General features: G+C 65.2%; 13 protein-coding genes. 4 read left to right on the forward strand and 9 right to left on the reverse strand.

The annotated features are described in order from the left end of the window. Positions 1 to 55 precede the first annotated feature (55 nt). Entirely contained in the window at positions 56 to 3,778 is a 3,723-nt protein-coding gene (locus QDT69_RS13270; protein ID WP_279706970.1) for an AsmA family protein, read from the reverse strand. 212 nt (positions 3,779 to 3,990) lie between these two features. Continuing rightward, positions 3,991 to 5,223, reverse strand: a complete 1,233-nt coding sequence (locus tag QDT69_RS13275) for a cytochrome P450 (protein WP_050421122.1) — start codon at positions 5,221 to 5,223, stop codon at positions 3,991 to 3,993. A 149-nt stretch (positions 5,224 to 5,372) separates the two neighbouring features. Between QDT69_RS13275 and QDT69_RS13280 the strand changes: the two genes are divergently transcribed. After that, on the forward strand, positions 5,373 to 5,984 hold the full coding sequence (locus tag QDT69_RS13280) for a TetR/AcrR family transcriptional regulator (RefSeq protein WP_279706971.1): 612 nt from the start codon (positions 5,373 to 5,375) through the stop codon (positions 5,982 to 5,984). Positions 5,985 to 6,088: 104 nt separating this feature from the next. Here QDT69_RS13280 and QDT69_RS13285 read toward each other — a convergent pair whose 3' ends face one another. After that, positions 6,089 to 7,378: an MFS transporter gene (locus tag QDT69_RS13285; RefSeq protein ID WP_279706972.1), complete on the reverse strand. Its 1,290-nt coding sequence runs from the start codon at positions 7,376 to 7,378 to the stop codon at positions 6,089 to 6,091. 711 nt (positions 7,379 to 8,089) lie between these two features. Between QDT69_RS13285 and QDT69_RS13290 the strand changes: the two genes are divergently transcribed. The 3 genes from QDT69_RS13290 to QDT69_RS13300 are packed head-to-tail and all read left to right on the forward strand — an operon-like array spanning position 8,090 to position 11,836. Further along, complete coding sequence (locus QDT69_RS13290; RefSeq protein ID WP_279706973.1) at positions 8,090 to 9,865, forward strand: adenylate/guanylate cyclase domain-containing protein; 1,776 nt, start codon at positions 8,090 to 8,092, stop codon at positions 9,863 to 9,865. 43 nt (positions 9,866 to 9,908) lie between these two features. Next, a complete protein-coding gene (locus tag QDT69_RS13295; protein WP_279706974.1) occupies positions 9,909 to 10,799 on the forward strand; it encodes a hypothetical protein in 891 nt (296 codons plus the stop codon). Then, positions 10,796 to 11,836 carry a G1 family glutamic endopeptidase gene (locus tag QDT69_RS13300; RefSeq protein WP_279706975.1) on the forward strand — a complete coding sequence of 347 codons (1,041 nt, stop codon included), beginning with the start codon at positions 10,796 to 10,798 and terminating at the stop codon, positions 11,834 to 11,836. Before QDT69_RS13295 ends, QDT69_RS13300 begins: the two co-directional genes overlap by 4 nt. A 24-nt stretch (positions 11,837 to 11,860) precedes the next feature. On the opposite strand, the gene QDT69_RS13305 is transcribed toward QDT69_RS13300, so the two are convergent. The 6 genes from QDT69_RS13305 to QDT69_RS13330 all read right to left on the reverse strand — a co-directional run bounded on the left by QDT69_RS13305 (position 11,861) and on the right by QDT69_RS13330 (position 19,471). Beyond that, positions 11,861 to 12,604, reverse strand: a complete 744-nt coding sequence (locus QDT69_RS13305) for an ABC transporter ATP-binding protein (RefSeq protein WP_279706977.1) — start codon at positions 12,602 to 12,604, stop codon at positions 11,861 to 11,863. Further along, complete coding sequence (locus QDT69_RS13310) at positions 12,585 to 14,384, reverse strand: branched-chain amino acid ABC transporter ATP-binding protein/permease (protein ID WP_279706978.1); 1,800 nt, start codon at positions 14,382 to 14,384, stop codon at positions 12,585 to 12,587. The genes QDT69_RS13305 and QDT69_RS13310 overlap by 20 nt, the downstream gene beginning before the upstream one ends. Beyond that, a complete protein-coding gene (locus tag QDT69_RS13315) occupies positions 14,384 to 15,241 on the reverse strand; it encodes a branched-chain amino acid ABC transporter permease (protein ID WP_279706979.1) in 858 nt (285 codons plus the stop codon). The genes QDT69_RS13310 and QDT69_RS13315 overlap by 1 nt, the downstream gene beginning before the upstream one ends. A 19-nt stretch (positions 15,242 to 15,260) precedes the next feature. Continuing rightward, on the reverse strand, positions 15,261 to 16,457 hold the full coding sequence (locus QDT69_RS13320; RefSeq protein WP_279706980.1) for an ABC transporter substrate-binding protein: 1,197 nt from the start codon (positions 16,455 to 16,457) through the stop codon (positions 15,261 to 15,263). A gap of 161 nt (positions 16,458 to 16,618) precedes the next feature. Beyond that, positions 16,619 to 17,602 carry an NAD(P)-dependent oxidoreductase gene (locus tag QDT69_RS13325; RefSeq protein WP_279706981.1) on the reverse strand — a complete coding sequence of 328 codons (984 nt, stop codon included), beginning with the start codon at positions 17,600 to 17,602 and terminating at the stop codon, positions 16,619 to 16,621. A 12-nt stretch (positions 17,603 to 17,614) separates the two neighbouring features. Beyond that, positions 17,615 to 19,471, reverse strand: coding sequence for a TRAP transporter large permease subunit (locus QDT69_RS13330; RefSeq protein WP_279706982.1), 1,857 nt, complete (start codon positions 19,469 to 19,471; stop codon positions 17,615 to 17,617). Positions 19,472 to 19,474 lie beyond the last annotated feature (3 nt).

Consider the following 19,474-nt stretch of genomic DNA (forward strand, 5'->3'; position numbering starts at 1 on the left):
CGTTTGACGCGTTTCTTCAAACGAACCGGCGCCTACTTCGCTTGAAAGCGCGTTTCTAGTTCTGCATCGCCGGTCGCGGCGGCGGATTGGCGACCTGTGGCGTCAGCGACAATGGCGGTCGCAGCGGTCTCGACCTGGCCGCGCCGGGCACCGGCTTGACCTCGATCGGCGGCGGCAACGGCGCCAGCTGCGGCTGGCTTACAACCGGCGCAGGCGGCGCAATGACGGGCGCGGCGGCGACCGGCGGGACAGCCGGCGGCCGCGGCGCAACGATCTTCGGCTTCGGCGGCACGCGGCGCGGATCGGGGCCGGGCGCCGGCAAGGTGGCGGAAGGCACTCCGGCCGAATTCGAGTTGGCCCCATCAGGCGCCGGCGCGGCGGGGGGCGGAAGGGCCGCCGGGGTCGGCGGCGGCGTGGGCTCGCCGCGTTCGATCGCATCGAGCCGCTTGGTCTCCCGGTCGATCGCGCGCACCGCGAGCCACGACGACAACGCCGCAATGTCGATGCTGCGCGACAATCCGTCGGGCGTGCCCACGGCGAGCAGCTGGATTTCCGGACGGCTGTTTGCGGTGCCGACCTGCGTCGATGCCAGTGCGGCGCGGATGTCGGCCTGGTCGGCCGGAATATCGTAGCCGCCGGACAGGATGACGTTGGCACCATCAGCCGCGAGCGTGGTGGCGCCGACCCGGATGCGGCCGTCGCGGATGTTGAAGGGAATTTGCGCCGAGGCGACCGACAGCGGACCTGCTGCGAGCGCCGGTTCGACGATCTGCCTCAACCGCGTATCGTCGGTCGCCTGCCCGGAATCGCTGGCGCGGATCGCGACGTCGAACGCGCGCGGATCGAGGCCAGGAAGGTTCAGCCCCTCGAGCGTCACGGCGCCGCTGCCGGACAACGCGCCGATCAACGCCGACGCGCTGCGGCCCTGCGTCAACAACGTCATCTGCATCGCGGCACGTCCCTTGGGCATCGCCAGACTACGGTAGCGCAAGGCTGAAGCGTCGACGCCCGACAGCTGCACATTGGCATTCAGCGCGAGTCCATTGACGCCCTGTCGCGCGTCGATGGAGGCGATCGCCTCGCCACCGCCGATCTTGCCCTTGATGCCGTCGAAGGTCAGCGACTGCCCGTCCGACCTGATGGTGCCGCTGACCGGCTGCAGTTCGACGCCGCCCGGCAGCAGTCCGTGCAGCGCTTCGAACGTCACCTTGCCGCGCCAGGCGCTCGTCAGCCCCTGGCCGAGCGGCTCCGTCGCATCGTGCCCAGCCGCGCCGATCGCAGCAACGAAGATCGGCGCGAGCGAGATCTGGTCGAGGCCGACTTCACCGTCGACGCTTTTCTGATCGCCGAGCGTCAGCGCCAGGCGGCCGCGTAGCCGCGAACCGGCGACGATGCTGTCGAGATCGTCGAAGGTCAGCTTGTCGCCCGCGAGCGTCAGCTTCGACGACAGGCGGATGTTCGCGGCGGAATCGGATGATTTCAGATTGAGCAGCGGACTGATGTCGGCGCTGCGGACGCGGAGGCTGACGCTCGATTTGCTCTCGCTGGCGCCGTCCTTGGTCCACGGTTCGGCAGTCCCTTCCGCATCCGCGTCAAGCCCCGCGCCCCAGAGCCTCGCCTTCAACCGCAGCGGCGCGTGCCACGCACCGGCCACGGTGCCCTCGAACTGCGTAGCGCCCGCGCCGGCTGCGACCGCATGGTCGAGCCCAAGCAGCGCCAGCAGCGCATTGCCCTCACCGGCCGAGAATTTCGCTTCGGCTGTCACGTCGCTGCGGCGAAGTTCGTCGAAATCCAGCGCGCGGATCGCAGCGACCGGCGGCGTCGCCGAGATCACCGTGTTGCCCTTGAGCTGCGGCGTATCGAGATCCAGCGTCGCGCGCGCGCTGACGCGATCCGCGATCTTGCCCTTGCCGAGGTCGAGTGCAAGCTTGGCGCGGACCGGACCGGCATCCGCGCGCAGCACGCCGAGCCGCGCGGCAAGCGCCGGCGCAAAGGGCTGAACGACGGCGGTCAGCCGGGCGAGCGAGGCGGCGGTCGCGTCGACCGCGAGCTTGCCGGTGGAATTGGCACGGTCGAAATTGCCGCTGCCATCCAGCGTGACGTTGTCGGGCTGACCGATCTTCACGCGCTCGAGCCCGATGCTCTTCGGGCTGTAGGCGATCTTCGCCAGCAGCGGCCGCAATTCCTGCCCCGAGGAGATTGCGCGACCGACGTCGAGCGACAGCTGCGCCTCGTCAGGCCATTCGGCTTGCGGACCAGCCAGCGAGCGGATGAAGGCCGCGGTCGCATCGAGATCGAGCCGTTCCGCCTTCAACTGTGCCTCGACCTTCGATCCGCTCGTCACCTCGCGATGCGCGACTGCGATGCGGCCCTCGAGCGCGCCGCCCTCGATCTCCGCCTTCATGGCGTCGATCGAAAAGCCTGATGGTGACACCGTGACGTCGCCGCGCAACCGCAACGGCTTCTGGCTGCGGTAGGCGATGTCGCCCCGCCCTTGCAGCCAGGTCATCAGCGTATCGGGATCGGACGATTCGATGTTGAGCGCGGTCTTGAAGCTGTTCGCGACCCCGGCTTGCGCGCTGGCGCCGCTCATCGAGACCCGCGTGGATCCCGGCGCGCGAAACTCCAGCCGGCGCACGGTCCATGATTTCGCATCCGATTGCAGCTCGGCCGAGATGTCCTGTAACGGACGGCCGCCGAGCATGACCTGCTCGGACGTGAACTCGACCTGCACCGGTATCGGGCTTTGCGGAAGACCCGACAACACCGCGCGCATGGCCGGCAGCACGCGCACCGGCTCGACATTGCCGTTGCCGCTGTCCTTGCCGCCGTCTTTGGCCGCGAACCTGTCGCCATCGAGCTGCCGCGCCGTGAGTGAGGCGCGCAGCAGCGGCGACGTGCCGAACCGCAGATCGCCATTGCCCGCGAGCTTCAGTGCGCGGTCCTCGGCGCCATAGCTCACCTCGACCTGGTCGAGACGTGCCGCCGAATAGTCCGACTTGACCTTGGCGGCGATCCGCCAGGACGGCATGTCGTTGCCGCCGCGCTGGCCCGGCGTGCCCGCCAGCGTCACGGTGCCCTCGAACCGCGGCGCGCGGGCTTCGAAGGTCAGGATGCCGTCGAGATCGGCCGACACCGGCCGCTGACCGGGATCGATGTTGAAGTGCAGGCGGGTGCCGCTGCCATCGGCGCTTTGCCCCGACGAGATCCGAAACGGGTAGCGGTTGCCGTCGAACATGAAATTGCCGTCGCCGCGGATCGCGCCGGCCAGCGAGCGGACATCGCCGCTGAAGGCAATGTCGTTCAGCTCGAGCGTGCTGCGGCTCGCGGCATCGTGCAGCGCGACGCGGCCGGTCAGATTGAGACGGTCGATCGCCAGCGACGCCAGATTGAAGGTCCCGCTCGATGGCGACCAGTCGATACGCCCCTTCGGGTCGAGCCCGAGATCGAGCGACAGGCCATTGATGGTGAGCTCGTTGGCGCGCACTTCGCCGCGCATCAGGGAGCTCAGGCTGAACTCGACGTCGAGATTGGCGGCCCGGACCTTGCCCATGTCGTTGGCGCCGCCGACGGTGACGGTTTTCAACCGCAGCGAGGGCGCGGGCAGCAGGCGCGCGTCGAGATTGCCGGCGACGCGAACCGGCGCGCCGATGATCTTGGACGCCTCCGCTTCGAACTGCGGCCTGAACTGGTTCCAGTCTACGAAATACGGACCGACCAGCGCAGCGACCAGTGCCAGAATGAAGGCGATTGCCAGGCCGAGCAGCGTCGTCTGCACGGTGTCTCCCTTTGAGCCCGCTCCGCGGCAGCCTCCTTATGCTGAACCCTTTGCCAACCCTTGGCCGGAGCAACCCAAATATAGAGACAAGTATGGCGAAGTCACAGCGGCTTTACCGCTGCGACGTCAACTGGAACGTGGATTTCCGTTCAAGCGTGCGTGCGCGCCGGCCGCAGCGGCAGGGATCGCCGCCCTGCCGCTGATCCTGGATGTCACCAGCTCGCGGGGAGCCGCTTCAGCCCGCGCAGCACGAAGGTCGGCCGCCACTCCGGATTTTCCGCGTCATCCAGCCGCAGGTCGGGGATCCGGCGCAGCAGCGTCGAGATCGCGATCTCGGCCTCGATCCGCGCCAGCTGGGCGCCGAGGCAGAAATGGATGCCGCCGCCAAACGACAGCGGCTTCACGTTCGGCCGCTGGATGTCGAGCTTTTCGGGATGGTCGGGATAGACCGCCTCGTCGTGATTGGCCGAGCCGAGCAGGCACAGCACGCTTTCGCCCTTCGGGATGCGCTTGCCGCCGAGATCCTCGATATCCTCCAGCGCGACGCGGCCGGTCAGCTGCACCGAGGAATCGTAACGCAGGAACTCCTCGATCGCGTTGGTGATCAGGCCCGGATTGGCCTTCAGCAGCGCGAGCTGGTCCGGGTTGCGGAACAGCGCGAGCAGGCCGTTGCCGATCAGGTTCACGGTCGTCTCATGACCGGCGCCGAACAGCAGGATGATGTTGGCGGTCAGTTCCTCGTTGGTCAGCTTCTGGCCGTTCTCCTCGGCCTGCACCAGCTGCGTGGTGAGGTCGTCACCGGGTTGCTTGCGGCGCAGCTCGAACAGCTGGTGGAAGTACATCGCGGCCATCGCATTGCCGGCATTGCCCTGCTTGATTTCCTCCGCCGAGAGCGGCACCGGCTCGAGCAGGCGGCCGCCGTCGCGCGAGCCGTTGTAGAAGGCCTCGCGATGCTCCTCCGGGATGCCGAGCATGTCGCAGATGATGGTCACCGGCAGGCGGAACGCGAAGTCCTCGATCAGGTCCATCTTCCCCTGCGGAATGATGCGGTCGAGCGTCTCGTCGACGACGTGCTGGATGCGCGGACGCATGTCCTCGACCCGGCGCGCAGTGAACGCTTTCACGACGAGGCCGCGCAGCCTTGTGTGATCCGGCGGATCCTGCTGCAGCATCCAGTGGCTCATGCTGCGGATCACCGGCTCGTCCATGATCTTGGGGCCGTAGCGACGGATCGAGCGCTCGACGTAATCCTTGCCGAACCGCTTGTCGCGCAGCACGAGGCTCGCCTCCGCGTGGCGGCTGGCGACGAAGGCGCCATGCGCGTTGACATGCATCGGGTCGAGGCGGCGCAGCCGCTCGTAATACGGATAGGGATTGCGAATGAATTCGGGTGCCAGTGGATTGAAAAGCGGATCGCCGCTGGCCGGCTGAACTTGCTCGTTCATGGTGACCTCGTTCGCTCGCTGCACCAGTGCATGTAGCGTGGTGCGCCTTGGTGTCATCCTCAAGACCGCACCACAAAATGTGCGGCTGTTCTGGTTTTGCAACTCGATACACTCTTGTATCGAGTTGCATTCTGCCCTAAAATGCGCCGATGTCAAGGGTTCGAACCAGACCGACACGGGACGACACCTGCGAAAAGCTGTTCGAAGCGGCGGCGCGGGTGTTCGAGGAACAGGGCATCGGCGGCGCCAGCATCGAGGCGATCGCGGCCGCGGCCGGCTTTAGCCGCGGCGCCTTCTATTCGAACTTCAAGAGCAAGGACGAGCTGATCTTCGCGATGCTCGAGGATCACGTCGAGCAATCGATCCGGCGTAATCTCGATCTGCTCGCCAAGCACAGCGACCTCGCCGACTTCCTGGAGGCACTGCGCACCGTGGATCGCAGCCGGCAGGATCCGCTCGGGCGCTCGCCTCTGCTGCATATGGAGATGATCCTGTTCGTGGCGCGCGCCGAGAAGCGCCGCCCCGAACTCGCCAAGCGTTTGCGCGCGCGGCGCAAGCTAATCGCGGACATCGTCGAGACCGCGCAGAAGAACAGCGGCAGGAACGCCAGACTCAATCCGGACTGGACCGGCGCGATCGTGCTGGCGCTGGAAGACGGCTTCCGCCTGCACCGCCTGATCGATCCGGAGACCACACCCGCCGACAGCTGCCTGCGCGCGATCACCGATCTGCGGCGGGCGATCGGCGTGTCATCTGCCTGATCTCTTAAAGCGCGATGAGATTGGATTGATCATCATCGGGCTTTAGCTCGTTGTCTAAGCATGATCTTTTCGGAAAACCGCTTCGCACTTTTCCGGATCATGCTTTAGGCCGCGCTGGCGACCTTGTGCATTTGCCCGGCGACGGCACGGACCTTGCGGGGCGAAGCCTGCCAGATCGCGAGCGCCGACAGCAGGCTGACGGCAATGCCGAGCAGGAACGCGCTGGTATAGCTGCCCGAGATATCATAGAGCTGTCCCGTGATCCACGGGCCTGCGGCGCCGCCGGCGAGCGCGGCCAGCATCACGGTGCCGAAGATGCTGCCGTAATGCTTGCCCTGGAAGATCTCGAGCACCACCGGTCCCATCACCGAAGTCAGGCCGTAGCCGAGCGCGCCCTGCGTGAAGACCATGAGATAGATCAGCGCCATGCTCGGCCAGTATTTCAGCGCTGCCAGCGCGGCAAAGCAGATCACGAAGCCGAAACACGAGATCGCCCACACCCATTCACGGCCGATGCGATCGGACAAATGCCCGAGCCAGATCTGGCCGGGAATGCCGAGCAGGCTGACGACGCCAAGCGCCCAGACGCCGACATTGGAGCTGAAGCCGATGTCGAGCAGGAATTTGGTCTGGTGCACCTGCACCGCGTACCAGATGTACAGGCCGCAGAAATAGCCGATCGCGATCCACCAGAACCGCGCGGTGCGCAGCGCACGCGGCAGCGTCCAATCGGTGCCGGCCCACTCCGGATCGACGACGTTCGATGCCGGCCTGGCCGACGTCGCGGTCGGCGCGGCATCGCCGTCCGGCCGCAAGCCGATGTCCTCCGGCCGCTTGTGCAGCAGCAGGTTGATCGGCGCGAGCACGACCAGCACCACGATCCCCATCGCGGTGCAGGCGGTGCGCCAGCCGGTGTGCTCGATCATGTGCTGCACCCATGGCAGCAGCGTCACCGAGCCGATGCCGACGCCGGCAAAGGCGAGTCCGATCGCCAGCCCGCGGCGGCGGATGAACCAGTTCGGCACGAACAGCGATTGCCCGGAATAACCGAGGCAGACGCTGCCCGAGCCGACCAGCACGCCGATGGTGAGATAGAGATGCCAGGGCTGCGTGGTCAGCGGCGCCAGCAGCAGGCCCGAGCCCATCAGCAGCACGCCGAGCTCCATCACCGCGCGCGGACCGCGGCGGTCCATCAACCGTCCGATCAGCGGGCTCGCGATCGCGGAGGCGACAAACCCGAACGAGAATGCGCCGGCTGTGACGCCGCGCTCCCAGCCGAACTCGGAGATGATCGGCGGATAGAACAGCGAGAACGCCGTGCGTGCGTTGACGCCGATCGCCATGGTGACGAAGGTCACCGCGACGATGATCCAGCCGTAGAAGGAAAGTCGCATGGGGGTCTTCGTTGCCGGGGTCAGAGGACGAATACCTGTTTCAGCCCGCGACCGGCGACGGTCAAGCCCCATGGACCGACTAGGTGGCTTCAGGGGCGGGTATTCCACCAGACCGCGTCAAATTCGCTCAATCAAGGGTCCGTATTGTGTGAAGCAATTCATAGACAGTCAGGCCGGACGCGGCAGACTTGCGCGCAATGTCGAACGCCTTCGCCATCTCAGCTGACCTTCCGTTGCCCGCGGGAATTCCGATCGCCCTCCATCGAACGACTGGCAGCGCCGGACGCGACGATGATGATCGCCCCAGCGGTAACGCCACGCTCCCAGCCAAACTTGCCGATCATTGTCGGCAAGAAACGAGAACACCGTTTCCTGCATTGACGCGGATCAATGGTGACGAGTTTTCGCCGCGAGATGATCCGGCCATGAAGTCAATGGACGCATCTGCGTTGCATCCGCAAGGCGCGAATGCCTGCTTGGCCCGCACCGTTCCGCCCGTTGGAGTATCGCGATTGCGCATCCACGAACACTCTCGCAGAGATTGCAAACACTGTGCTGTACCAACCGGTTCGGTTGGCACACTCTGCACACCCTGCCGGATGAAGCCTTCCTTTATGATCTTGATGACGATATTGTTTTCGCATTGGTGTCTTGTTGCTTGTGCCGGATTTTAGTCGCGTATCAGTAAAATTTTGCAGAAGTATCAATAATATGATGATGACCCCATCGGTCCCGGAAGTTCGCCGACGTCTTGCGGCAATCCTCGCGGCAGACGTGGTCGGATATACGCGCTTGATGGAGGCGCACGAGGAAAACACCCATACCCGGCTGATGCAATTGCGGTCGCAAGTACTCGATCCGGGCGTCACGGCGCAGAACGGAAGGATCGTCAAGAATACCGGCGACGGCTTCCTTGCAACATTCGATACCGCGCACGATGCAACGCGATGTGCGCTCTCCTTGCAGGAAAAGGTCGCGCTGAATACGGCAGGGATGCCCGCCGACGAGCGCATCAGCTTTCGCATAGGATTGAATGCTGCGGACATCATCGTTGAAGAAGACGACGTCTATGGCGAGGGCGTGAATATTGCGGCACGCCTGCAGAATTATGCGCCAGCCGGCGGCATTGTCGTTTCGGGCGCCGTCGCGGAGCAGATCGGCCAGGATTTCGGCGTCAGCGTGATTGATCTTGGCGATCTGCACCTTCGCAATATGGGCCGCCCCGTCCGCGTGTATGCACTCCACCCATCCATGCAACCCGCCAAGCTTGTCGGCGAGGCCTTGGTGGGCTCCGAACCTCGCCCCTCGATTGCAGTTCTGCCGTTCCGGATGAACCTGACCACTCCGGACGAGGGCTACTTCGCGGATGGTATCGTTGACGACATCATTCGCGGCCTTGCCGGGCTCAAGGAGCTCTTTGTCGTCTCACGCGGGTCCAGCCTTGGCTTTGGCGGCCGCAATATCGACGTGCGTGAGATCGGGCGTCAGCTCGGAGTTCGCTACGTCCTCTACGGAGGCGTGCAGAGGACGATGACCTCGGTCCGTATCGTGACCGAACTCAGCGACGCCGAGTCGGGCGAAGTCATTCGTTCGGATTTGCACGAAGGCGACCTTCGCGAGTTGTTTGCGCTTCAGGATCGGATCGCCATCAATGTCGTAAGACAAATCGCGCCGCAGGTTCGCGAGCGCGAACTCATGCGATCGATGCGCAAGCATCCGCAGAACCTGACCGCCTACGATCTCGTGTTGCAGGCGCTCGATTTGCTGTACCGGATGGACTACGATTCCTTTTCCAAGGCGCGTGGCCTGCTCGAGCAAGCCATTTCATACGACCCTAATTTTGCGTTGGCCTATTCCTACGTCGCGCTGTGGTATGTGTTCCGGATCGGGGAAATCGGATCGCCGGATCCCGAGGGTGATGTCATCGCCGGTGCCAGATATGCCAAGGAGGCTATCGATCGAGGCGGTGACGATGCGTTCGCGTTGGCGGTGTATGGTCACGTCCAGTCGTTTTTGCTGCATGACTTTCAAAGCGCAAGGATCGCTCTCGACCGAGCTATTGCCGCCGGCCCGAGTTCAGCCATGGCCTGGACCATGGCGAGCGCAACATCCGGCTTTCTTGGTGATGGCCCTGCCGCCCTGCGCCAGGGTGAGCAGGGCGTCCGGCTCTCGCCGCTCGATGCGCGCTCGTTCTGGCACGAGGGATTGTTCGGCCAGGCTCACTACGTGAATGGCGACTATGAACAGGCATTGGAGTGGGTGCGCGGCGCACTGAACCGCAACGGACTTATTCGCTTCAATCATCGCCTGTTCATCGTCACGCTCGGTGCCCTCGGCCGTCGTGAAGAAGCAGCGGAGGCTGCACGCCGCTACCTGGAAATCCAACCCGGATTCCGCATTTCATCCTATGCACCACACTGCCCGTTTCGCGGCGATGCATTGAAAACCTGGCTAGGCCACCTGCGATCGGCGGGGCTTCCTGATTGACTGCTATTGCTGACGACAACTGCCGAATGAGGGAGAGACGTCAATGACCGGCAACACAGGTAACACGGGCAATACGGGCAATACCGGAAACACCGGCAATACCGGAAATACCGGCAACGTTGGAGGGGGTGGTTGGTTTATTTCGGACCGCGTCGACTTGCCGTTCGTCACACGGCTCGACCCCTCGGGCACAGACGAGCTCGGCAGCCTGCGGCGGACGCCGCCGGCGCACTTTGGCAGCCGACAATGGTCTGCAGACTGGTACGCGTGGCGTGTCTTGCATCAGTTCATCGCCAACGTCTCCACCTGGGCCGCAACCATCGATGCTGACGCCACCCTCATCCAGATTCGGACCGACCTGGTTACCAACTACACCGCCCAAATAGACAACCTTGTGCTCGCTGCGCGCGATGAACGGCCGAATGCCATGGGCCTGATCCTTTCGCAGGACGTTGAATTTTTCACGGATTTCCTGGCTGTGCTGACCGCCAGGCCAGGCTCGCATACGCAAACCTGGCGCCTGTTGAATATCGCGAGTTTGATTGGGTCCTTTGCGGCATTGTATTTCAAGGACAGGTACGATTTGCCTCGGCCGTCGCAGATCTGTCCCGCATTGCTGCCGCCGATCCAGGTCCCCGGCCACGCATCCTGGCCGAGCGGACATTCCACCCAGGCGCATTTCATGAAGAACTGCATGCTCCGGGCGTTCGCCGCGACGGCGATGTCCGGGGCCGATCAGGCCGTATGGAAATCCGACCTGTCGATCCTGGCGGATTCGATCGCCCGAAACCGCGAGATTGCCGGCGTGCACTATCCGAAGGATTCGGAAGGCGGCGCCAGAATCGCCGATTTGCTGGACACTGTCATTCTGACTCCAGGCACCGTGCCGATGTTTGATAGCGCAATCGCGGCTGCCGCAGGCGAATGGCAATGAGCATCCGGGACGGGCGGAGCCCGACATACGACGCCGAAGGCCTCAAGCGGGCCATCAAGAATTCGACGACCAGCGTTCTTCCTCCCACCGGATTTCGCACCCTGGTCGCGTCGCAGGACGAACTGAGGGCGCTCGGTTTTCCAAGACGACCGGACCCGGCGCTTCAGCCGGCCGAGTATGCATTCTGGCAGAAGATGTTTAGCCCGACGGTGGCGTTCGAGGCCTTCGATTTCCAAGTGCTTTCCCCCGTCACGGCGGGCCGGCGCCGATCTTTCAATCAATCGCCGCAGCGGGAAAGCAGCCTCAACTGGTCCGGCGCCTACATCACGCCGCGGGATGGAACGATATTCTCGTCGGTCTGGGGGAAGTTTCAGGTGCCGACGCCAACCCAGCCGGCGAGCGGCCGGGCGACCGAGACATACCACAGTTCGACATGGGTCGGCCTTGATGGACAACGTCAGTATTACAGATCGACGCTGCCGCAAATTGGCACCGCGCAGAACATCGACCCTGCCACGGGCGCGGGCAGCCCGACGACATCGTTCTTCGCGTGGTGGCAATGGTGGGTAAGGGGCGACCCGGCCCAAGCGCATCCCATAATGCTTGTGTCGCCAAAGATTCATGCCGGCGATCTGATCATGTGCCTCATGCAGGTGTCGCCGGATCGCACCGGGGTGTCGTTCGTGATCGCGAACCTTACGACCAGTCGCTCCGTGCAGTTCTTTCAAACCGCACCGCTGACTCAGCTGGGGCAGCCCTTCAAGATTCCCGGCGCAACGGCGGAATGGGTGATGGAGAGGTCGGCCGCTCCGGGGAATCCAACCCCGCTGCAGCTCCCGGACTACGGTACGGTGGTCTTCCATGACTGCGGCGCGTCAGCGATCAACATGGATACCGGCGCGACGGTGGAGCGCAATCTCTCCGGCGCGAAGCTCGTCGACATGTACGTCGTGAAGGAGGAGAATCCGGAAAGGACCGAGAAGCCCTCCATTGCGAAGCCGATCGATTCGACGGAGTTCCTTACCTACTTCCGCTAGGCCGAAGAGGTTGGAACGCTTCCACTACGCGAGAGCGTGACTCTCATGGCCGAAATAGGCGCGCTCGAGCCGGTGCGCGAGGTCGCTCTCGCCGGTCACGGCCTCCAGCGCGATCGCACCCTGGACCAGCGCGTAGACCCGATCGGCACAGGCCAACGCCTTCTCGAGCAGTTGTTCGACCAGCAGCACGGAGGTGCCCTGCTCGCGCAACCGGCCGATGACGTTGAGGACCCGATCGACCAGCACCGGTGACAATCCCGCCGAGGGCTCGTCGAGCATCAGGAGCCGCGGACGGCGGACCAGCCCCTGCGCCACCGTCAGCATCTGTTGCTGCCCGCCCGACAGCGCGCCGCCGCGCTCATGCCGTTTCTCGGCGATCTCGGGAAAGAATGACAATGCCTCCTCGACGCGCACGGCACGTTCGGCGCGCGGCAGGTCGTAGCCGGCAAGCAGCAAATTGTCGGTCACGGAGATCTGCGTGAACACGCGATGGCCTTCGATCACGTGCACCAGCCCGGCGCGCGCGGCATCGCGCGGCGTGGCGTTGGTCATGTCGTGGCCGCCGAACCGGACCTGCCCGGCCGTGACGGGCAACAGACCCGACATCGCACGGAGCAGCGTGGTCTTGCCGGCACCATTGGGACCGAGCAGCGCCACGACCTCGCCGGCGGCGATCGTCATGTCGATGCCGTGCAGCACGCGGATCTTGCCGTAGCCGGACTCCAGCGCGCTCACTTTGAGCAGAGGTTCAGCCGCCGAGGTAAGCACTGACGACCTCCTTGTGGACGCGGATCTCCGCCGGCGTTCCCGCCGCCAGGGTGCGGCCCAGGTTGAGCACGGTGACCTGGTGGCAGATGTCGAAGATCAGATCGGCATGATGTTCGACCAGCAGCACGCCGGTGCCGCGGCCGCAGACCGCCTTGATCAGGCTGGCGAGCCGCTCGATCTCGTCGTTGGAGAGGCCCGCCGCGGGTTCGTCGAGCAGCAGGAAATCCGGATCGAGCATCAGCGCGCGTGCAATCTCGATGAACCGCAACTCGCTGTGCTGCAGGCGGTCGGCGCGCACATCGGCGAGTGCCTCGAGACCGACGACGCCGAGCAGCGCCCGGGCCTTGGCGGCCAGCACACGCTCGTCGGCGCCGTTGCGCGGCAATGCGAGCATCGCCTCGACGAAATTGGCCCTCCCCTCGATCGAGCCGCCGATCATAACGTTCTCCAGCACCGAGGCTTCGCCGATCACGCGCGGAGTCTGGAAGGTGCGCGCGATGCCGCAAGCCGCGCGTCTGACCGGCTGGCCCGCGGGCAGCGTCTCGTCCCCGAGCGTCATGGTGCCGGCCTTGGCGGCGTAATAGCCCGAGATCACGTTCAAGGTGGTGGTCTTGCCGCTGCCATTCGGTCCGATCAGGCCATGGATCTGGCCGGGCGCGACATCGAGATCGAGGCCGTCGATCGCCTTCACATTGCCGAAGCTCAGCGCGATGCCGCGCAGCTGCAGCGTCTTGCCGCCGTCGCGCCGGCGCACGATGTCGACGAGCGCCGCCGGGCGCGGGACAATGGCGCGGTTGCTGGCGAGCGGACGGCGGTTGCGGAAATCGAGCAGCGCCGCAATGCCGCCGGGCATCACCAGCACGATCAGGAGCAGCAGCACCGCGTAGAGGAACGTCGACCATGAAGCGAGTGGCGCGGCGATCTCGGGCAGGATGGTCAGAATGATGGTGCCGAGCATCGGCCCGAGGATCGAACCGCGGCCGCCGATCAGGATCGCGATGAAGAACAGCACCGACAGATCGAAGGTGAAGGCATCGGGCGTGATGTAGGTTTGCAGCGTCGCGAACAACCCGCCGGCGATCGCCGCCAGCGCACCCGCGAACAGGAAGATCGCGATCAGCATGTTCGGCTTGGAGATGCCGCTGGCCTCGGCGGCGACTTCGGCATCGCGCACCGCGATCAAAGCGCGGCCGAAGCGGCTGCGTGCGACGTTGGCGCTCATCCAGGTGGTGAACGCGGCAAACGCGATGCAGAGGGCGTAGAAGCCCCACGGCGTGTTGAACGGCGCCGGGAATTCCGGCCCGGAAATGCCGATGCCGCCGCCGGTCACGCTCTGCCAGGCCAGCGCGATCTGTGTCACGATGGTCGCAAAACCCAATGTGGACATGGCGAAGTAGAAGGTGCGCAGGCGCAAGGCGGGCAGGCCGACGATCACACCGAAGATCGCGCCGATCAGGCCTGCGACCGGCAGGGCGGCGAACACCGGGATGGCGGGCATCACATTGCCGGCGACCAGCACGCTGGTCGTGTAGGCGCCAAGCGTCAGCAGCGCGACATAGCCGATCGCGAGGTGACCGGCAAAGCCGACCACGAGATTGAGGCCGGACACCAGCACCCAATAGATCGCCATCCGGGTGCCGATCAGCACCCAGTAATCATTGCTGACGAACGGCAGCAGCACCGCTGCCGCCAGAATGCCGAGGAACGGCAGGATATGCGGCAGCGCGGCGCGCCAGGCGCCGCTGTCGGTTCGGGGCGGAACGGCTGCGACCGAGGTCATCACACCCTCCGCGCGGTCGACGCGCCGAACAGCCCTTGGGGAGCAGCGAGCAACACCACGATGAACAGCGTGAACACCGCGACCGAGGAGAAGATGCCGCCGACCAGGAAGTTCGCCGCCTGCTGGAACAGACCGAGCGCCAGCCCGCCGATGATCGCGCCGCGGTTGTTGCCGAGCCCGCCCAGCGCCACCGGCACGAAGCCGTAGAAATTGAGCAGCGCGCCATTGGCGAAGAAGGCGAGCAGCAGCTGCCCGCCGGAAAATCCGGCGATGCCGCCGACCATTCCGGCGAGCGCGTAGCTTGCGACGCGCAGATTGCGCTCGGGCAGGCCGAGCGCGCGTGCCGCGAAATTGTCCTCCGCAATGGCCAGGAAGGCGCGGCCGACTAGTGTGCGGCGGTAGAGATATTCGAGGCCGATGATGGTGACGGCGCAGGCAACGACCGGCAGCCAGAACTTCTCATCCAGCACGCCCTCGCCGAATCCCGCGATGCGCGGGAACGGCTGCGGCTCGGTGCCCCATTTGATCGCGGTGACCTGCTGGATCATCAGCGCGACCGCCAAGGTCGAGAGCACATAGAGATGCTGGTCGAGGCTCTTGAGCACCGGCCGCACCGCGACGAATTCGGTGACGATCCCGATCACCGCGCAGCAGAGCAAGGTCAGCACAAAGCCGACAGCGATCGGCAGGCCGAGCTTCAACGTGAACATCGAGCCGAACACGCCGCCGAGCATCGCAAGCTGGCCGGCGGTGAAGCTCATCACCCGCGAGGTGGAGAACATCGTGTTGTAGGTAACGCCGACCAGCGCGTAGATCGCGCCCGCCGCGAGACCGGATGCAAGAATCGAGGCCAGCATCGGCTGCGCCCTCGCCCTTTTATGTGTATCCCGGCGCCAGCGCGAACGTGCCGTTCTTGGCGGTGCTCGATTCCGACATCACGATCTCTTCGGTCAGATAGCCGTTATGCTCGGTCGGCGAGAAGCGGTAATTGCCGAAATAGCCGGGATAGGTCGACAGCGAATTCCAGTACTTGATGATCCCGGCGCTGTCGGTCGAGCCGCTTTCCGCGACTGCCTTCGCGATCAGCTCGATGCAATCGATGCCGCCGGCGACCCACCACAGCAGCGTATCGTTCAGTGCGACATTGGCCTTCGCCAGCCGCGCGACCAGGTCTTCGCTCTTCGGCGGCAGTTTGCCGGCGCTGTCATAGCTGCAGCTCTTGTAGCCGATCGCGTAGACCTTCTTCCAGTTCTCCGGCTTGGCGACCAGGCTCGCAAGTTCGCCCGACGCCATCGAGGGGTGGCCGACGAAGGGAACGTCCCAGTTCATCGCAGCGCGGGTGTTGAACATGCGCGCCTCCATGCCCGTCGAGACGCTCCACACCACGATCGCCTCGGCGCCAGCATTCTTGGCCCGCAGCATGTCCGGCGTCATGTCGGGCTGCGTGGCATCGACATTGGCCTGATAGACCACCTCTGCGCCGTCCTTCTTGAAAGCCGCAACGGAGGCGCCGACCGCGGTGACGCCGTAGCCGGTGGTGTCGCCGATCACCGCGACCTTCTTCACCTTGAAGATCTTGAGGCAATAATTGCGCACGGCGTCGTCCCATTGATTGTTCGACGGCGCGATGCGGAACGCATTGGGGTACTTGACCGGGTCGATCAGGGTCTCGACAACGCAGGGGTGCAGGTCCGGCATCTTGGCGCGCGCCATGATCGGCGTCGTCGCCAGCGCCTCGCCGGAATTCAGCGGCCCCCAGATCGCGTGCACCTTGGCCTGGCTGATCAGCTCCTGCGTGGCGTTCACGGCCTTGGTCGGATCGCCCTGGGTGTCGCGCATGACCAGCTCGATCTTGCGGCCCTTGACCCCGCCGGCGCCGTTGATGGCGTCGACAGCGAAATTGACGCCGCGGTTGAAGCCGACGGTCGGCGCCGAGCTCGGCCCGGTGATTGCTGCAAGGCAGCCGATCCTGATCGGTTCCGATTGTGCGATGGCGGGAGCCGGGAAGGAGAATGATGCGGCGCCCAGTGCGCCGGCGCTGCCCAGCAAGACGTCACGGCGTGAAATGGCCATGTGATGCACTCCCTGTTTCCCTCTCGGCGCCCGTCGTTTGTTGCGGGACGTCCGTTGATTGCTTGTCCGCGCGCTCAGCGGCCGCGTTTACGGGCGCAAGTTTGGGCTGGATGCGAAGCTCTTGTCCAGCCCCGCGGACGGCATTGCGCCTTGTTGAACTTTCATAGCCGCGGCCGCCGCGTCCAGCGCTCGGCATTGACGGCGCCGACAGGGATCTCGCCGGCGACGATCTTCGCCACCTGGCGCACGGTCTCCGAGGATTGATGCTCGATCGCCTGCGGCGTCAGGCCGCCGACATGCGGCGTTGCGATCACATTGGGCAGCTTCGCGAGCTCCGGCGTCGGCATCTGGTCGTGGGCGCGGCCGACATCCATCGCCGCGCCGGCAATGCGGCCATCGCGCAGTGCGGCCGCCAGCGCCGCCTCGTCGACGAGGTTGCCGCGCGATAGGTTGATGAAGAACGCATGCTGCTGCATCCGCGCCAATGCAGCCTGCCCGATCAGGTTCTCGGTCTGTGCGTTGGCGACCGCGAGGCAGACGACGTAGTCGGCGCGCGCCAGCAGGTCGTCGAGCGGCAGATGCGCGATCGCGGCGTCTTCGACCGCCGCGAAGGGATCGGCGACCAGCACGTTCATGTCGAGCACCCTGGCGATCCTGGCAAGATAGCGCCCGATGCTGCCATAGCCGATGATGCCGATCGTGCTTCCCGCAAGCTGGCGGCCCATCACGACCTCGGGCGCCCTGCCCGCGTGATAGTCGGCTGTCGCGCGGGAGACGCCGCGCGACAGGTCAACCATGAAGCCGAGCGCGAGCTCGGCAACCGACTGGACGAAGCCGGCGCTCGCCTGCGTCACCAGCACGCCGGCGGCGGACGCCGCGGCCACGTCGATGTTGCGGATATCGACCGCACAGCGCACGAAGGCACGCAGCTTTGGCAGAAGCGGAAAGATGTCGCCGGGTCCCTGGGTCATGCGATCGGCGACGATGATGTCGACGTCGGCGGCGGCTTCGACCAGTGCCGCCGCCTCGAGCGCCTCGTCCCCCTCGTGCAGCCTGACGTCGGCGACCGCGCGCAGGCCGCTCAGGCTGCGCTCGCCATAATAGTCGCGGCGCATCTGCGGTGTATGGGCGAGCAGCACCTTCATGAGTGTCTCCCCCTAATAGCCAAGCGCATGCGGCAGCGCCGTGCTGATCGCCGGCACGAACGCGATCACCAGGAGGCACAGCAGCAGCAGGCCGAGATAACCCGCGATCGGCTTGATGGTCTGCTCGATCGGCACATTGCCGATCAGGCAGGCGCCGTACAGCCCGAGACCAAGTGGTGGCGCAAAGAGCCCGAGCCCCATCGCGATGACGAGGACGACGCCGAAATGCAGCGGATCGATGCCGAGCTTGACCGCGACCGGCAGCAGCAGCGGGCCGAAGATGATCAGCGCCGCGGCGCCCTCGAGCACCGAGCCCATCACCACCAGCACCAGGATCGACAGCAGCATGAACAGCCAGACGCCGTGGCTGCCCGAGATCGCCAGCATGAGCTCGCCGACAGCGTGCGGCACCTGCTGCAACGTCAGGATGAAGGCGAGCGATTGAGCGGCGGCAACGATGAACAGCACCAGTCCCGAGCGGACAGCCGATTGCACGAAGCAGTGCGCGAGGCTCTTCACGCCGAGCTCGCGGAACAGCAGGCTGCCGACCGCGATGGCGTACACCGCGGCAAAGGCCGAGATCTCGGTCGCCGTGGCAAAGCCGCTCTTGAAGCCGAAGAAGATCATGAAGATCAGCCCGATTGAGGCGATCGCGCCGCTCCACAGGCCCGACACCGCGGCGCGTGGCTCGGCTTCCGCGTTCGAGGCAGGACGCTTGCCGAAGATGATCGACACCGCAATCAGGGCCAGCGCCATCAGCGCGGCCGGCAGCATGCCCGCGACGAACAGGCCGCCGATCGAGAGATTGGCGACGAAGCCGAGGATGATGAGGTTGATGCAGGGCGGAATGGTTTCCGCCATCACGGCGGAGGCGGCGAGCAGCGCCACGGCGCCGCCCGGATTCTGCCGCGAGCGGCGCGCCGCCGGGATCAGCACCGAGCCGACCGCTGCGACATCGGCCATCTTGGAGCCCGAGATGCCGGAGAACAGCACCATCGACATCACCATCACGACGTTGAGCCCGCCGCGCATCCGCCCGACCGCGCGCTGCAACAGCTCGATCAGCCGGACCGACATGCCGTTGGCTTCCATCAGATAGCCGACCAGGATGAAGAACGGGATCGCCAGCAGCACGAAATTGTCGATGCCGCGCGCCATCTGCTGGGCGAAGATCACGCCGGGCAGCGTGCCCTCGACCCAGATGAAGATCAGCGCCGCCAGCGCCAGCGCAAAGCCGATCGGCAGCCCGCCGAACAGTGTGAGGAAGAAGCCGATCAGCATCAGCGTCTGCGACGACGGCACCGACGACGGCGCAAATGCGTCCCAGGCCAGATAGAGACCGACGATGACCGCCGTCGTGATGATGCCGGCCACCATATCGCGCAACGGCCGGCTACAGAACGTCTCGAACGCGAACACCGTCATGAACGCGGCGCCGACGCCCATCGGATAGAACGTCCACTCCAGCGGCAAGCCGGAGCCGGAGGTCTGGCCGGTGGTCAGCCAGCCCATCTTGATGGCGTTGAACGCGACATAGGCGGCAATGACGGCGACAAGCAGCGCGCCGACCGCGTCGACGACCCGCCGCACGGCCGGCGGCAGCATGTCGACGAAGAAGGCGACGCCGAGATTCTCGCTGCGTGCGAGTGCGCTGGCCGCGCCGAAGAAGCTCGAGCCGACCATCAGGCCGCGGGCGACGTCGTCGGACCATTCGACCGGCGCATTGAACAGGAAGCGGGCCAGCACTGAGATGCAGACCACGACGAGATCGGCGGCGAGCAGGATCGCGGCGATCGCGTCACTGATGGCGAGCAGCGGCGCCGTGATCCGTTCACCGCTGCCTCTCGTCGCGACTGCGGCGACTGACATGCC

Origin of the sequence: Bradyrhizobium sp. CER78, from assembly GCF_029846235.1 — a bacterium.
In the GTDB taxonomy this organism is placed as follows: Bacteria; Pseudomonadota; Alphaproteobacteria; order Rhizobiales; family Xanthobacteraceae; genus Bradyrhizobium.

Bases quoted from the DNA above. Each gene is read 5' to 3' on its own strand.
- QDT69_RS13275 (WP_050421122.1), bottom strand. From the start codon at position 5,223: ATGAACGAGCAAGTTCAGCCGGCCAGCGGCGATCCGCTTTTCAATCCA.
- QDT69_RS13325 (WP_279706981.1), bottom strand. From the start codon at position 17,602: ATGAAGGTGCTGCTCGCCCATACACCGCAGATGCGCCGCGACTATTAT.
- QDT69_RS13315 (WP_279706979.1), bottom strand. From the start codon at position 15,241: ATGCTGGCCTCGATTCTTGCATCCGGTCTCGCGGCGGGCGCGATCTAC.
- QDT69_RS13300 (WP_279706975.1), top strand. From the start codon at position 10,796: ATGAGCATCCGGGACGGGCGGAGCCCGACATACGACGCCGAAGGCCTC.
- QDT69_RS13295 (WP_279706974.1), top strand. From the start codon at position 9,909: ATGACCGGCAACACAGGTAACACGGGCAATACGGGCAATACCGGAAAC.
- QDT69_RS13285 (WP_279706972.1), bottom strand. From the start codon at position 7,378: ATGCGACTTTCCTTCTACGGCTGGATCATCGTCGCGGTGACCTTCGTC.
- QDT69_RS13280 (WP_279706971.1), top strand. From the start codon at position 5,373: ATGTCAAGGGTTCGAACCAGACCGACACGGGACGACACCTGCGAAAAG.
- QDT69_RS13330 (WP_279706982.1), bottom strand. From the start codon at position 19,471: ATGTCAGTCGCCGCAGTCGCGACGAGAGGCAGCGGTGAACGGATCACG.
- QDT69_RS13290 (WP_279706973.1), top strand. From the start codon at position 8,090: ATGATGATGACCCCATCGGTCCCGGAAGTTCGCCGACGTCTTGCGGCA.
- QDT69_RS13310 (WP_279706978.1), bottom strand. From the start codon at position 14,384: ATGACCTCGGTCGCAGCCGTTCCGCCCCGAACCGACAGCGGCGCCTGG.
- QDT69_RS13320 (WP_279706980.1), bottom strand. From the start codon at position 16,457: ATGGCCATTTCACGCCGTGACGTCTTGCTGGGCAGCGCCGGCGCACTG.